Origin of the sequence: Pseudoalteromonas sp. Bsw20308 (assembly GCF_000310105.2) — a bacterium.
Classification (GTDB): domain Bacteria; phylum Pseudomonadota; class Gammaproteobacteria; order Enterobacterales; family Alteromonadaceae; genus Pseudoalteromonas; species Pseudoalteromonas fuliginea.
In genome coordinates, this window is the sequence record NZ_CP013139.1 from 323,425 (window position 1) to 338,223 (window position 14,799).

Below are 14,799 nucleotides of genomic sequence, written 5' to 3' on the forward strand. Positions count from 1 at the left end.
TTAAATAGTTATGTATTTGTTTAGCTTATTATCGCTATTATGCTGCGCTTTTATTTGCAATAGGTCTGGTTTCTATTATGCAATTTTCGATGTTAAAATTGTCGTGTAAGAAGCCTTTTACTGCGGGTAAATCAATTGTTTGTTGAGTGCTAATAACAAGCTCACAATAATTTTCTTTATCATCTAGTTGCCAAAGCTTAATGCTGACTACCGATTCGATATTAAATTCATTACTAATAGCATGTGATATTGCGTGTGTATCAATGTTATTAGGGGCTGCTTGCATTAAAATTTTGCCGCTTTGCTTTAATAATAAAATACCATGATAAATTACATACACAGAAATAAGCACTGTGGCAATTAAATCAACGATATACCACTGGTATAAAATAATTAAAGTGCCAGCAATAATAACAACAATAGAGGCCATTGCATCTGAGATGTTGTGAATAAAAGCCGCTTTTATGTTTATGCTGTGATTTGCACCAGCTCGGTAGGTTAAATACGCTGTTGCTAAATCAATAACTAATGCTATTGCTGCCACCCAGACAACTATCCAACCATTAATAGGCTGCGGATTTAAATAGCTAGAAATGGCTTCAAAAATTAAATATAGGCCAATTATAATTAATGTAGTGCTATTAAAAAGAGTAGCGAGGATTTCAGCGCGCTTATAGCCAAAATGATGAGTTACGTCAGCTGGTTTATTACCGATTTTACGTGCAATGAGCGCTATAAATATTGCCCCAGCATCGCTTAAATTGTGAAGTGCGTCAGCTATAAGCGATAAGCTACCCGAAAATACCCCGCCAATAACTTGGGTTACGGTTAGTAATACGTTAATGATAACAGCAACGGCGAGCTGTTTATTGCTTTGGTTTTCGTCTACATGACTATGTGAGTGATCGTGCGCCATAATGCTCTCAAAACACTTTTATTGAATAATGCTTATATCATGGGGAGTTTAAAACAGCTACAAGAGTGACAAAGGAGTCAAAAAATTAATCCTATTGGCATGTTTTTTATTGTAATGCTAATTAGACGTTATAACGCTAAACACCGATTTTTTAAGGCGTTTATAGCTCAAAACTTGCGTCTTTATATATTTAATGCATTAATATAGTCACTATAAAATGATTATAAGCTATTAGGCAATAAGCATGGATAAGGGTTTAAACTTTGGAGTATTAACAGTTAAAGGACAATCTGTTCGAAGTAAATTAATTATTACCTTTATAATTATAGCATTAGGGCCGTTATGCTTGTTAACGTGGTTTAGTTTTCAGCATGTAAATAATACGCTTAAGCAAAATGCGCATAGCGAACTAAATGAACTCAGCAATATTGGAAAGCAATTTGCTGAAATTTGGTTTTTAGACCAAGTTAATGATCTGTATTTATTAAAGTCGCAATTAAGTATAAGTCCAACCAAGGAACACGCTTTAATAAATGATTTTGTCAGACAATATGATTTTATAAATCATATTGAAATCATTGATGTGTTGTCTAACAAAGCAAAAATAGAACTTTCCTTATTTAATCAAATTCAAGAATCAGAACTCACTAAATTATTCATAGCACAAAATAAAACAGATAAAGCATTATTTCATTCTATGGTGGTTGAAGGACATGCGCATCATATAGTGTCGTTACCTATATTTGACGATCAAAATAAACTAAAAAGTGTATTACTAGCCGATGTAAACTTACAGGGACTGCTAAACAACTTAAGCAAAATACAGGCAAAAAATACGAGTGTTGCATTCTTTATACTGCACAATAGCAAAATCGAAAAGCAAACAAGGGCTTCCGTTGCTACCCCACCGCTTTTAAATCAAAACAGCTCTGCACCAAAACAAGTGTTTAGTTATGCTAATAACAATGAAAAATATTTTATGCATACATTAATGAACTTGATTTTTTAGGCCAGCAAGGTTGGCAGCTATTAGTTTCCAAACCAGCTGAAGCAGCATTACAAGGCAGTCTCTATTATAAGCGGCTTGCTATTTTAACTAATGCTGGATCTTTGCTGCTTATTTTATGTTCGTCTTGGTGGTTTGGTCGTAGATTATCTCGCCCGTTAATTCGTTTAACTAATATTGTTGAAAGTATAACTAGAGGGAAACATGTAAAAATCCCTATTTTAAACGACAGTATTGAGTTTAATCAGCTTTCAAAAGATCTGCATGAGCTTGTAAAAGTAAATCAAGAACAGCAAAGTACTTTGCAAGAACAACGAGCTGCATTGCAAATTGCACTTAAGCAATTAGCAGAGCAAAAATCAGCGCTTGATAAGCATGCAATTGTTGCTGTTACTGACTTACACGGAACAATAGTTTTTGTGAACGGAAAATTTTGTGCAATAAGTGGTTATGAAGAATATGAGCTTATAGGTCAAAATCACCGGTTATTAAATTCAGGCACGCATTCACATGCTTTTTTTGAAGAAATGTATGCAACGCTTAAGCGTGGTGAAGTTTGGAATGGGCAAATTTGTAACAGATCAAAGGACGGTAGCTTATATTGGATGGACACCACTATAGCGCCATTTTTAGATGATGAAGGTAAACCACAAAGCTATATAGCAATTCGCACTGATATTACTCCACTTAAGTTACAGGAATTTGAATTAGAACAGCATAAAACACAACTTGAACTTGTTATCAATAGTACCGCTGTTGGTATTTGGGATTGGTACGTAGGTACAAGCAAAGTTACGTTTAATAAACGTTGGGCTGAAATCATTGGTTATACACTTAGTGAAATAGAACCTTGCAGCATAGATACTTGGTATAAATATGCACACCCAGAAGATTTAGTTGAATCAGAATTAAAATTAAAAACCTACTTAGCTGGCGGCAGTGATTTTTATGTTAGCGAAGCTCGGATGAAGCATAAGTTAGGGCATTGGGTCTGGGTACTTGATACAGCTAAAGTAGTTGAATGGAATAGCGACGGCTCACCTAAACGAATGATTGGGACGCATGTAGATATTACTCAAAGAAAAACAACGGAGTCTGAACTACAAAGCAGCCGTGATCAGTTTGCGTCTCTTGTTGAAAATATTCCCGGTATTATTTATCGCTGCGAGTCAGATGAAATATGGACGATGCTTTATTTAAGTGATCAAACTAAAGATATCACTGGTTATGCCGCAGATGATTTTATTAATAATAAAAATAAGCGTTTCTTTGATCTTCTTCATGAAGAAGATATTGATCATATTAAAAAATCAATTAACCAATCTATTAAAGAGCATAGTACGTGGTCAATTGAATACCGAATTATAGCAAAAAATGGTTATGTTCGATGGGTTAATGAAAAGGGTAAGGCAATCTATGACTCTGACGGTACTGTTCTGTACCTTGATGGCTTTATATTGGATATTACTGAGCGCTACAATATACAGTTGAAAATAAAACGTCAGCAAAGTTTACTTGAATCAATGAGTAAGCAGGGACAAATTGGCGCGTGGGAAATAGATTTAAAAGCCCATACTCTTTATTGGTCAGATGAAGTTAAAGTTATTCATGGTGTACCTGATGAATATGAACCCGATTTAGCGACCGCAATAGATTTTTACAAGCTGGGAGAACATCGCGATAAAATCTCTAAGCTATTTGAAAATGCAGTTACTTTAGGTGAAAGCTGGAGTGTTGAGCTGATAATTTTAACCCATCAAGGTAAAGAAAGGTGGGTTAAGTCTATGGGTCAAGCTGAATTTAAAAATGGTGAATGCATACGTATATTTGGCTCATTTCAAAGTATTGATGCTCATAAACGTTTAGAGATCGAAAGTGAAAAAGCAAACAGATATAACAAAAATCTTGCTCAATTAACCATTGCGCCTGAAGTACAAAGTAGTGATGTAAGCGAAGTGAACAAACTAGTTGTTAAATCAATGTGTGAGGTATTGAATGTAGAGCGTGCTTCGTTATGGATTTTTAATGAGGCTGGTGATGCTATGGTGCGTCATAGTTTACATACTAAAGGCGAGGGACTGGTTCGCACGGAAGATGAGCTAAAAGTTAAAGACTTTCCTGCGTATTTTTCTGCTATTTACAAGCATAACTTAATTGCGGTTGATAATGTAAATATGCACCCTGCAACAGCTGAGTTTATTGATGACTACACCAAGCCGCTAAATATTAAATCGTTAATTGATGTTGTAATTTCTTCGGGTGACGGGAATTTGGGGATTTTGAGTGCTGAAAAAGTGGATGAACACCATTATTGGACTCAAAACGAAGAAACTTATTTACGTTCATTAGCAACCTTAGTCGGAAGTACGCTTATATCGCAACGCCGTAAAAAAATAGCAGAAGAGCTTAGTGTTGCCCTCGTTAAGGCTGAAGATGCTGCGGTTGCTAAAAGTCAATTTTTAGCGACGATGAGCCATGAAATTAGAACGCCGATGAATGGTGTACTTGGCATGCTAGAGCTTATTGAGCTTGAAAACTTATCGAAACCAATTGAAACAAAAGTAGGGATTGCTAAAACAAGTGCTCACTCATTGCTGGGGGTTATTAATGATATTTTGGACTTCTCTAAAGCTGAAGCGGGTAAAATAGAGCTCGAAAGTATTAATTTTAATGCGGGTGATTTAATTGGTGAAGTTGCAGCTGCGCAAGCTTTTACAGCTCAAGATAAAGGCATTGAAATTATCTTAGACTTAGTCGCTTTAGAGCCTTCACAATTGTGTGGCGATCCAGGTCGTATCCGTCAAATTCTTACTAATTTATTGAGTAATGCAGTCAAATTCACCAGTAAAGGTGAAGTTGTCGTTAGTGCTCAAATAGATAAAGTAGAACAAGGCTTAGTGCTACAAATAAAAGTAAAAGATTCAGGTATTGGTATTAATGAGCAAAAACAGCATCAATTATTTTCACCTTTTTCTCAGGTAGATGCTTCAACAACGCGAGAATATGGTGGCACTGGACTCGGTTTAGCTATTTGTAAACAGCTGTGTGAGCTGATGGGCGGGGAAATTTCACTTAAAAGTGAAGCAGGCCAAGGCAGTGAATTTACTGTGACTATACAAGTCACCCAAAGTGAGCAAAAAGAACGTTATATACAAAAGCTAAATATAAAAGGTTTATCTGTCTTAGTTGTTGATGATAATGAGACTAATAGAATTGTTATATCCCAGCAGCTAGAGCATTGGGGCGCCCATGTAGCGCTTGCATGCGATGCATATGATGCACTTGCAATGTGTGAAAGCCGGATCAGTAGTAATCTAAAAATGTATGATATTGCAGTGCTTGATATGCAAATGCCTGGCATGGACGGGATTGGACTTTGCAAGGCTTTAAAAGCAAACGATGACTTTAAAAACATGCCCCTTGTTATGATGACGAGTATTGCTGGTATGGAAGGTGCTCAGCGTTATTCAAGCATTGGATTTCAAGCTTATTTCCCTAAACCTGTTACAACGGCGGATCTGATTTCAGCGTTGTCGGTAATTACAAATAATGAGCATGATGAAGCATTACCGTTGGTTACATCCGGTTATATCTCATCTTTGAAAAAAGAAAAATTAGGTGAACCTATTCAAATATTACTTGTAGAAGATAATCCAATTAATCAGCAAGTATCCACATTAATGCTTAAAAAACTTAATTGTAATATTACGCTTGCTGAAAATGGACAGCTCGCTATTGATATTTTAAATACTCATGGGCAAGGTTATTTTAAAGCTGTGTTAATGGATTGCCAAATGCCAGTGATGGACGGCTTTGATGCCACAAAAGCTATTAGAAATGGCTTAGCGGGCGACAAACACAAAGATATTAAAATAATAGCATTAACGGCAAATGCGATGGATGCAGATAAGCAAAGGTGTTTTGCTGCCGGAATGGATGATTATTTAAGCAAGCCAATACAATTGGATTTTTTAAAAGATAAATTAGAACAATATATTTGAGGTATAAAGTATATGAGTGAAATAATTGAAATTCGTGATGCGCGACCAAGTGATTCAAAAACGATTTTACATTTTATAAACGAGTTAGCCATTTATGAAAAAGAACCAGACGCAGTAAAAACAAATGAACAAGCCATATTAGATACATTATTTAGTGAAGGGGCGACAGCACATAGTATTATTTGTTTGGATGGCGATGAGCCAATAGGCTTTGCTGTTTATTTTTATAACTACTCTACATGGTTAGGTAAGAATGGCTTATATCTCGAGGATTTATACGTAAGTCCAGATAGCCGTGGGAAAGGCGCAGGAAAAGTAATTATGAAACACTTAGCTAACAAAGCGATTAGCAATAACTGTGGTCGGTTTGAATGGGTGGTTTTAGATTGGAATAAACCGGCCATTGATTTTTACGACAGCATGGGTGCTAAAGCGCAAAATGAATGGATTATTTACCGATTAGCAGGAGATGAATTAATTAATTTTGCAAAATAGATAATGGAAATCATTTGCATTTGCGTTTTGTGGTGTGTAAGTTAATAGCATATTAAATAAACGCATAGATGATTTTATGATCTTAGGTCAAAAACAGCAGCAACCTGATTTACTTTATCTTGAGCAAGCATTGAGCCCTTGGCAGTCAAACATCATGCAAGGCAATTATGCCTTTGAGCAAGGTGCATTACTTGAAGCGCGTGACAAGTACTTATTAGCTAAAACACTCGCTGGCCATCTATTACAACAATTCTTATGTGCGCAAATTAATACTAATGTCATTTATGCTATTGAACATTGTATTCCTGCACTTGTTGTTGCCTCCCATAATTTAGCTGATACCTATATTGCAATGCAGCAACCTGAAAATGCATGTAAATGGTTATGTGAAGTTCACTTATCATTATCTCCACTTATTAAGCACACTCATTACGATGTACAAAAGGTAAGTAAGCATCATTATCTTAAAACATCAGCTGAGCTTGTGTCATTTGCACGTCGTTACCCCTCTTTACCCGAACTTATTGAGCAAGTAAATTTTTGCTTATGCTCAGAGAGTACTACAAACAATCAACTGCACTAATTTAAAAGAAAAAGGAGTATTTATGGCTTTTACTTTGCCTGCACTTAACTATGAGTACGATGCGCTTGAGCCTCATATTGATGGTAAAACAATGCATATTCATCATACTTTACATCATCAAACCTATATCAATAAAGCTAATGCTGCTTTAGCGAATACACCGTTTGCTGATTTAGATGCCGAAAAGTTATTGAGAGAGATTAATGGCTTACCAAATGATTTAAAACAAGCAGTGCAGGAGCATGTTGGTGGGCATTTAAATCATAGCTTATTCTGGTCAGTCATGAGTCCCCACGGAGGAGGAGAGCCAAGTGATATTATGGCACAAGCAATTAATGAGCAGCTTGGTGGTTTTAATCAATTTAAGGAAAAGTTTACTGCAGCGGCTGTGAGTCAATTTGGCAGTGGTTGGGCATGGCTATGTGTGGCACCTGATGGGTCATTAGTTATACAAAGCAGTACTAATCAAGATAGTCCCTTAATGGAAGGTAATACACCTATATTAGGCCTTGATGTGTGGGAGCATGCGTATTATTTAAAATATCAAAATAGACGCCCTGAATATATTGCTGCTTTTTATAATGTGGTTAATTGGGCTGAAGTACAAAATCGCTATTTAGCTGCTATTGGTTAAGTGCCGAATATGGCTAGTAATACAGTTTATTTTCTATAAGCTAGGCTCTATTAAATTAGTTTGTAGAGCCGTTTATGAAATTTTTACATTGGCAAAAAGCACGTCAAAGTCGAGACCCTCGTTTTGATGGTCTTTTTTATGTAGCGGTTAAAAGCACTGGAATATATTGCCGACCAATTTGTCCGGCACCAACGGCTCATGAAAAGAATGTGGCTTATTATCAGTTTGCGCACAATGCAGCGCAAGATGGTTTTAGGCCATGTATTCGATGTAGACCTGATAGTGCACCTGGCAGTGCAGCGTGGCAGGGGACAAAAACTACCGCGTTGAGAGCAAAACAATTAATAGATCAAAATGATGAACATGACTGCGAAAAATTAGCAGGTCGTTTAGGTATTAGTAGTCGCTATTTAAGACGTTTATTTAAACAATATTTTGGTGTGTCTATTACACAATATAGGTTATTCAATCAATGCCATTTTGCTAAAAAACTGATTCAAGAAACAAACCTACCAATGACAGAAATAGCTTTTTCCGCTGGCTTTAAAAGCATTAGGCGCTTTAATGATGCATTTTTACAGCAGTTAAATATAGCCCCCTCGAAGCTACGCAGTGGCGATAAAAAACCAACGTCAACACTCACATTAACTTTACCATTTAGGCCGCCTTATAATTGGCCTGCTTTGCAGTGTTTTTTACAAAGGCGTTTGATAAAACCAATGGAGTGGATAACGCAAACGAGTTACGGGCGTACTTTTGCAAGTGAGGAATATAAAGGAAGCTTTACCGCTGAATTTATAGCGAGTAAAAACCACTTTAGGGTGTCTATTGACATAGATAATACGCGTCATCTGCAACCAGTAATAAATAATATACGTCGTGTACTTGATTTGGATGCCGATATTAATTTGATTGAAACGCATTTAAGCGCTAATACAAACAATGCATTTACAGTGTGCGAGGGGCTCAGGCTTCCAGGAATTTGGTCAAGCTTTGAAGCCGGTATAAGGGCGGTACTTGGGCAACAAGTAAGTGTTACTGCGGCGCATAATTTAGTAACAAAGTTAGTTGATGAATTAGGCGAAAAAAAGGGCGATGCCATTTATTTTCCTACGGCTAAAATTGTTGCTAATAGTGATTTTACATTTTTTAAAATGCCACAGGCGCGTAAAAATGCGCTGCATAACTTAGCGCAATTTTGTGCGTTAAACCCTCAAAATGATGATTTAGACGAATGGCTTAGTTTAAAAGGAATTGGCCCTTGGACGGTAAACTATGCAAAGCTGCGAGGACAAAGCCAACCCGATATATTACTTGATGGCGACTTAGGTGTTAAAAAAGCTCAAGCGGCGGCAAACCCTTTCGTACCTGCTAATTGCGCTCCTTTTCGCTCTTACCTAACGTTTCAACTTTGGCAGCAATTATAATGATCATTCAAACATCAATTTCGAGCCCTATAGACGACATAATTATTCAAGCGACTGACAAAGGTGTGAGTTATGTTGGGTTTTATCCACCAGTTGAGCACCCTCATACGCCATTTGAGCAAGTTACAAATAAAGCGGTGCTTATTTGCGCTGCGCAATTGAATGAGTACTTTGCAAAAAAACGCATTACTTTTGAGGTACCACTTGATACAAACGGGACAGTATTTCAACAAAGTGTATGGCAGGCGTTATTAACAGTTCCTTTTGGGGAGTCGCAAACATATGGCTATATTGCTAACCAACTCAACAACCCCAAAGCAGTGAGAGCGGTAGGCGCTGCGAATGGTAAAAACCCGATTAGTATTATTGTTCCGTGTCATCGGATCATTGGTGCTAACGCAAAGTTAACGGGTTATGCGGGAGGCTTGGATAGAAAACGGTGGTTATTAAAACATGAAGGGCTAATGTGAATTGGTATTAATTTAATATTAAGGTAGCATAAGCGCACTTTTTATAAAATGGCACAGCAATGGCTCAATTATATTTCTACTACTCTGCAATGAATGCAGGTAAATCAACCACGTTATTACAATCGGCATTTAACTATAAAGAGCGTGGTATGGAACCTGTGATCCTCACCGCAGCCATTGATGATAGGCAAGGTGTGGGTAAAGTATCATCTCGTATTGGCTTACAAGCAGATGCGCATGTTTTTGATGCTAGTAAAGATGTTTTTGATCTTATTCAATCACTCAATAATGATAAAAAACGCCATTGTGTATTGGTTGATGAATGCCAATTTTTATCAAAAGAACAAGTAATGCAATTAACCGATGTAGTTGATGAATTAGGTATACCGGTATTGTGTTATGGTTTGCGTAACGACTTTAGAGGCGAGCTATTTATAGGCTCGCAATATTTGCTAGCGTGGGCTGATAAGTTAATTGAGCTTAAAACTGTATGCCACTGCGGACGTAAAGCAAACCATGTACTGCGTACCGATGAAAATGGTGAAGCAATAGCCGATGGTAACCAAGTAGAAATTGGCGGCAATGACCGATATGTCTCGGTATGCCGCAAACATTATAAAGCCGCGTTAAATATGGGCCGACAAAGCATTTAAAAATATATCAATACCTTCGCGGGTTATATCTAAATGCGTTACTAGCCTAAGCTGCTTGCTTGGGCTAAATAATATACCTTGTTGTTTAAGGGCTTTAGCAACCTCTTCAATGCTTATATTACCAGCGTAAGTTGCGTAAACCATATTAGTGGTGTTAGTCATATCGACAGTAAAGCCACTTATTTCACTTAGCTTTTGAGCCAAATAACGTGCATTTTCATGATCGTCTTTTAAGCGCTCTACATTGTGCTCAAGTGCAAACTGCCCAGCGGCTGCAAGCATTCCGGCTTGGCGCATACCGCCACCAAGTACTTTTCTCCATCGTCTTGCTTTATTAATAAGTGCTGGTGAGCCTAATAATAAAGAGCCTACGGGCCCCCCCAAACCTTTTGATAAACAAATAGAAACTGAATCAAAGTGCTTTGTGATTTCAGTGATATCAATATTTAGCTCAACAGCGGCATTAAACGCACGTGCGCCATCTAAGTGCAGTGCTAAATTATGCATATCAACAAAGTCGCGAGCTTGGGCTAAGTACTCAAGCGGGAGTACTTTTCCGCCAATGGTATTTTCTAAGCTGAGCAATCGCGTTTTTGCAAAATGGCAATCGTCTGGTTTTATAGCCGCCGCTATTTTATTAAAAGGGATACTGCCATCAGCATCGTTTTCGATAGGTTGTGGTTGAATAGAGCCTAAAACAGCTGCGCCACCACCTTCAAACTTATAATTGTGAGCATTTTGGCCACATATGTATTCGTCACCACGCTCACAATGCGCCATTAACGCAAGTAAGTTGGCTTGTGTACCTGAGCTACAATAAAGTGCGGCTTCGAAGTTAAAACGCTTACACGCATAGATTTCTAACTGGTTAACGCTTTCATCATCACCATATACATCGTCACCAACCGGTGCGTTGTACATAATATCGCGCATTGTTTTTGTTGGTTTTGTAACCGTATCAGAGCGAAAATCTATCATGGTTTGCTTTTCCTTTTATAGCTTAATCAAGCTCGCTACATATTTGTTCACGAGTTTCTTTATCAAAATAGCTCCATGCAATAAAGCGGCTAATTTTTTGACCCTGTGCCATATCAACTATTTTATACTCGGCTATTGGGTGAGCTTTTAACACTTCTTCAAGCGCTGCAATATTGTCTTTTTTAGAGACTAACGACGTAAACCACAGTACTTGTTCTGCAAAGTCTTCGCTTTCTTTAATCATATTAGAGATAAACTGTACTTCACCGCCTTCGCACCATAATTCATTATTATGACCACCAAAGTTAAGCGTGCTACTGGGTGTTTTTCCTAAGTTTTTCCATTTACGTTCACTGCCTTTACTTGCCTCTTCTTCACTTGCATGAAACGGCGGGTTACAGAGCGTTAAATGGTATAGATCTTTTTGATTAATAACGCCTTTAAAAATATGTGATGCGTTTTTTTGTTGTTTTAGGGTTATTTTTAAACCATTAAACTGCGCAATTTGCTTTGCTATTTTTACTGAGGCTGCGTCAATATCAGTCCCTGTAAAATGCCACTTATATTCACTTGTACCCGTAAGTGGATAAACCAAGTTAGCGCCAGTGCCAATATCAAGCACTTTAATTTGCCTACCTAGAGGTATTTGTTGTTGATTATCATCACTTAATAGGTCGGCCAAGTAGTGAATATAGTCAACACGCCCAGGTATAGGCGGGCACAAGTTATGCTCGGGTATATCCCAAAAATCAATATTATAATGCGCTTTTAAAAGAGCTTGATTAAGTGTTTTAACGGCTTTGTTATCACTAAAATCAATGCTTTTAGTCCCTGCAGGTGTGGTTATAACAAATGGCAGTAGAGCAGGGTGCTCTGTTGTTAATAAATCGAAGTCGTACCCATTTTTATGTAGGTTGCGAGGGTGTAATTTTGAACGTGTTTTATTTTCTTTCATGGCTTCATTTTAACAACAGATATAATGACGTAAGTGTAACAAATGCTGATGAGTAAAGTGCAGACATTTCCTTTGGTATATTTAATATTACTGGTAGGATGAGTTGAAAATAATAAAAAGGAATAACTGTGGCAATTTCTCAGCAATCAATAATTATCAATTTAGCTGATCAACAAACACTTCATTTACGCCGTATCAGTGATGAAAATCAGCAAGGGCCTGTCGTATTTTTTATGCATGGAGCTGTAGAAAACGGTAAAATTTTTTACACGCACTCCAATAAAGGACTTGCCCCTTTTTTGGCTGAGCATGGGTATAGATGTTATGTGGCTGATTTACGTGGCCGAGGTGATAGTAAACCGGTTATTTCAAGTGACGCTAAATACGGGCAAACCGAGGCCATTTTAGAAGATATCCCAGCCTTTATTAAGCAAATAGAGTTGATTGAAGGTAAAAAGCCTGACTACTGGGTTGCTCACTCTTGGGGCGGGGTATTGATGAACAGTGTATTTGCACGCTTTCCAGAATATATTAATGATGTAAAAGCGTGTGTGTATTTTGGCTCTAAGCGTTCTTTATTTAATAATCATCCTCAAAAATTATTACAAGCCAATTTAATTTGGTATTTTATGGCACCTTTACTTGCTAAAAAGCATGGCTATTTAAATGCTAAAGGTTATAAGTGGGGAAGCGATAATGAAACTCAAAAGTCGCATTATCAAAGTATGCAATGGGCTAAAAAGAAGCCATGGATAGATTCTGATGATAATTTTGATTATGCAAAAGCGCTAAACAGCCTGTATTTACCGCCAACACTTCATATTGCTGCGGTAAAAGATAAAGCATTAGCGCAGCCAATCGATATTCAAAAATTTATGGACGAATCGGGGCCAGGCATTCAACAAATGCGAATTTACGGTCGTAAACACGGGCATAATTTTGATTACGACCATATTAATATGCTTACCCATCCGAGTGCCCGCGATGATCAATTTAAAGATTTACTTAATTGGTTTGAAGTACATTCTGTTAACTAGTTCTCATCAAGCAATTTAAGCAAAGGCGCTCTATAGCGTTCCCATTTTGTAAGTGCTGAATTATTAACAGGCTTTCGAATGGCATGCTTACTAAGCGTAGTAACAGCTGATGTACGCTTATGAAATGCTAAACAACCATCTTCATATTGACAACCTAAAAAGTTAAGTAATGTAGTTAGCTGACCTTTTGGGTTGTTTATTAATGCTTCGTAATTGACATCATAAATTGGCATCTCTTTAAAGGAATGCCAATGGCTCATCAGTTTTTCATACAACTTATGATAAAGCTTAAACTCAGGTAGTGAGCAAAAATAAGGCTCGTTTTCAGCAAAGTAATTAGTGAAGATAGAAAATGCGGTGGCATTAAAGTCACGACTTAAGTTTATAAATTTGGCATTTGGAAAAAGGACATAAATAAGTCCAAGAGATAGGTAGTTACTTGGTAGTTTATTTATTATAAAAGGGCTGATGGGCGATGCTGTTTTTAATGTTGTGATATACATTTCGCGGGCTTTTTTGATTAAACCCGGCGTTAAATGTGCTAAACATTGCGGGTAAGTAACTCCCGTTTTTTGTTCGATAAAAGCAACTGCGTCATTACTAATACTCGTACTCTCTCCTAGGCTCGAAAACTGACTATGGCTTGCCAACATTTGCTCCACAAGGGTAGAGCCACTTCGAGGCATGCCAATAATAAAGACAGGCGTAATATTAGTTGTAAAACTTTTATCACGTTTTTGCATAAAGGCATTGGTATTGTGTTTAATTATTTCGCTGTAAAAAGGTTCAAGCTCTTGAGTATTAAAGTTACTTAATTTTCGTTGTAGTTTATTTGCTAGTACAAAGTAAGTAAATGCTTGTTCAATGTCTTCAAGTTTATCGTAACTTTTAGCGAGTGCGTAATAACACACCATTTTGAGTCGTAAATTATCTGTTTGCATTAATAAATGATGCAGATTACTTATGTAGTTGTGTTCTTTGTCAAAGCGGCCTAATTGAACTAACTCAAATAAAATATAAGCAGTTACGGGGTAAATCCCCATACTCAATGCGTGTGCAAATGTGGTATGCGCTTTATTTAAATTGCCATGTGTTAAATAGTGCTGAGCTAAGTAGTAATGAGGTTCAGGGTTATTATTTGCTAGACTTTTTGCATATTCAAGCACAGTAAGTGCATCTTTTGGTGAGTTGACACCATTAAACGCATCGGCTAGTGCATGCAGTGGCTCAAGCATATGAGGCATGCGCTCACACGCTTTTTGGAGTAGGTATACAGCAGCGTCGTAACGTTCTAGTCGTAAGGCAATTCTGCCTAAGCCAAATAAAGCCTCACCATTTTCAGGGTTGCTTTTTAATAGTGTCTTATAGTGAAACTCAGCTTCTTTGAGCATGTTTTGTTGTAGTAACTGATTAGCTTTTTTGAGTAGCATAGTTATACCAATTTTATTAAAAAAATAATCATTCTATCGCATTAAATAGCGTACTCACTGCGTTAAAAATTATTCATATAGAGCAACTATATATCATAGTTTTCGCCTTGTTATTACGCTATTTTCTGGGCGCTATAATAGAACACTTATTCAATGCAATTGGTATTGTTCATTATTATTTTTATTTACTATAAAATAAAAAAGGCGAAATGTC

At 37.1% G+C, this 14,799-nt stretch carries 11 protein-coding genes and 1 pseudogene; 8 read left to right on the top strand and 4 right to left on the bottom strand.

From position 1 onward, the window contains the following. Positions 1-37: 37 nt before the first annotated feature. Positions 38-916, bottom strand: coding sequence for a cation diffusion facilitator family transporter (locus D172_RS18690; protein ID WP_007375595.1), 879 nt, complete (start codon positions 914-916; stop codon positions 38-40). Between the two features lie 244 nt (positions 917-1,160). On the opposite strand from D172_RS18690, the pseudogene D172_RS18695 reads away from it, so the two are divergent. From D172_RS18695 to D172_RS18725, 7 genes and pseudogenes are all read left to right on the top strand, one after another. Beyond that, positions 1,161-5,923 (top strand): annotated as a pseudogene (locus D172_RS18695) (PAS domain-containing protein). Between the two features lie 12 nt (positions 5,924-5,935). Continuing rightward, positions 5,936-6,418 (top strand): GNAT family N-acetyltransferase, encoded by a 483-nt coding sequence (locus tag D172_RS18700; RefSeq protein ID WP_007375593.1) that lies wholly within the window; start codon positions 5,936-5,938, stop codon positions 6,416-6,418. A gap of 76 nt (positions 6,419-6,494) precedes the next feature. Then, positions 6,495-7,001, top strand: coding sequence for a hypothetical protein (locus D172_RS18705; protein ID WP_007375592.1), 507 nt, complete (start codon positions 6,495-6,497; stop codon positions 6,999-7,001). A 22-nt stretch (positions 7,002-7,023) separates the two neighbouring features. Further along, entirely contained in the window at positions 7,024-7,635 is a 612-nt protein-coding gene (locus tag D172_RS18710; RefSeq protein WP_007375591.1) for a superoxide dismutase, read from the top strand. 74 nt (positions 7,636-7,709) lie between these two features. Next, positions 7,710-9,062, top strand: coding sequence for a DNA-3-methyladenine glycosylase 2 family protein (locus D172_RS18715; RefSeq protein ID WP_007375590.1), 1,353 nt, complete (start codon positions 7,710-7,712; stop codon positions 9,060-9,062). Continuing rightward, the gene (locus D172_RS18720) at positions 9,062-9,532 is read left to right on the top strand and encodes a methylated-DNA--[protein]-cysteine S-methyltransferase (RefSeq protein ID WP_007375589.1); all 471 of its coding nucleotides are present in this window, start codon (positions 9,062-9,064) and stop codon (positions 9,530-9,532) included. The genes D172_RS18715 and D172_RS18720 overlap by 1 nt, the downstream gene beginning before the upstream one ends. A gap of 59 nt (positions 9,533-9,591) precedes the next feature. Further along, positions 9,592-10,185 (top strand): thymidine kinase, encoded by a 594-nt coding sequence (locus D172_RS18725; protein WP_002958996.1) that lies wholly within the window; start codon positions 9,592-9,594, stop codon positions 10,183-10,185. On the opposite strand, the gene ltaE is transcribed toward D172_RS18725, so the two are convergent. Next, positions 10,159-11,163, bottom strand: coding sequence for a low-specificity L-threonine aldolase (ltaE, locus tag D172_RS18730; RefSeq protein ID WP_007375588.1), 1,005 nt, complete (start codon positions 11,161-11,163; stop codon positions 10,159-10,161). The two genes, D172_RS18725 and ltaE, sit on opposite strands and share 27 nt — an antisense overlap. Positions 11,164-11,185: 22 nt before the next feature. Continuing rightward, complete coding sequence (gene rlmF, locus D172_RS18735; RefSeq protein WP_007375587.1) at positions 11,186-12,118, bottom strand: 23S rRNA (adenine(1618)-N(6))-methyltransferase RlmF; 933 nt, start codon at positions 12,116-12,118, stop codon at positions 11,186-11,188. A 128-nt stretch (positions 12,119-12,246) separates the two neighbouring features. Between rlmF and D172_RS18740 the strand changes: the two genes are divergently transcribed. Continuing rightward, positions 12,247-13,155, top strand: a complete 909-nt coding sequence (locus D172_RS18740) for an alpha/beta fold hydrolase (RefSeq protein ID WP_007375586.1) — start codon at positions 12,247-12,249, stop codon at positions 13,153-13,155. Here D172_RS18740 and D172_RS18745 read toward each other — a convergent pair. Further along, on the bottom strand, positions 13,152-14,585 hold the full coding sequence (locus D172_RS18745) for a tetratricopeptide repeat-containing sulfotransferase family protein (protein WP_007375585.1): 1,434 nt from the start codon (positions 14,583-14,585) through the stop codon (positions 13,152-13,154). The genes D172_RS18740 and D172_RS18745 overlap by 4 nt on opposite strands. Between the last annotated feature and the right edge of the window lie 214 nt (positions 14,586-14,799).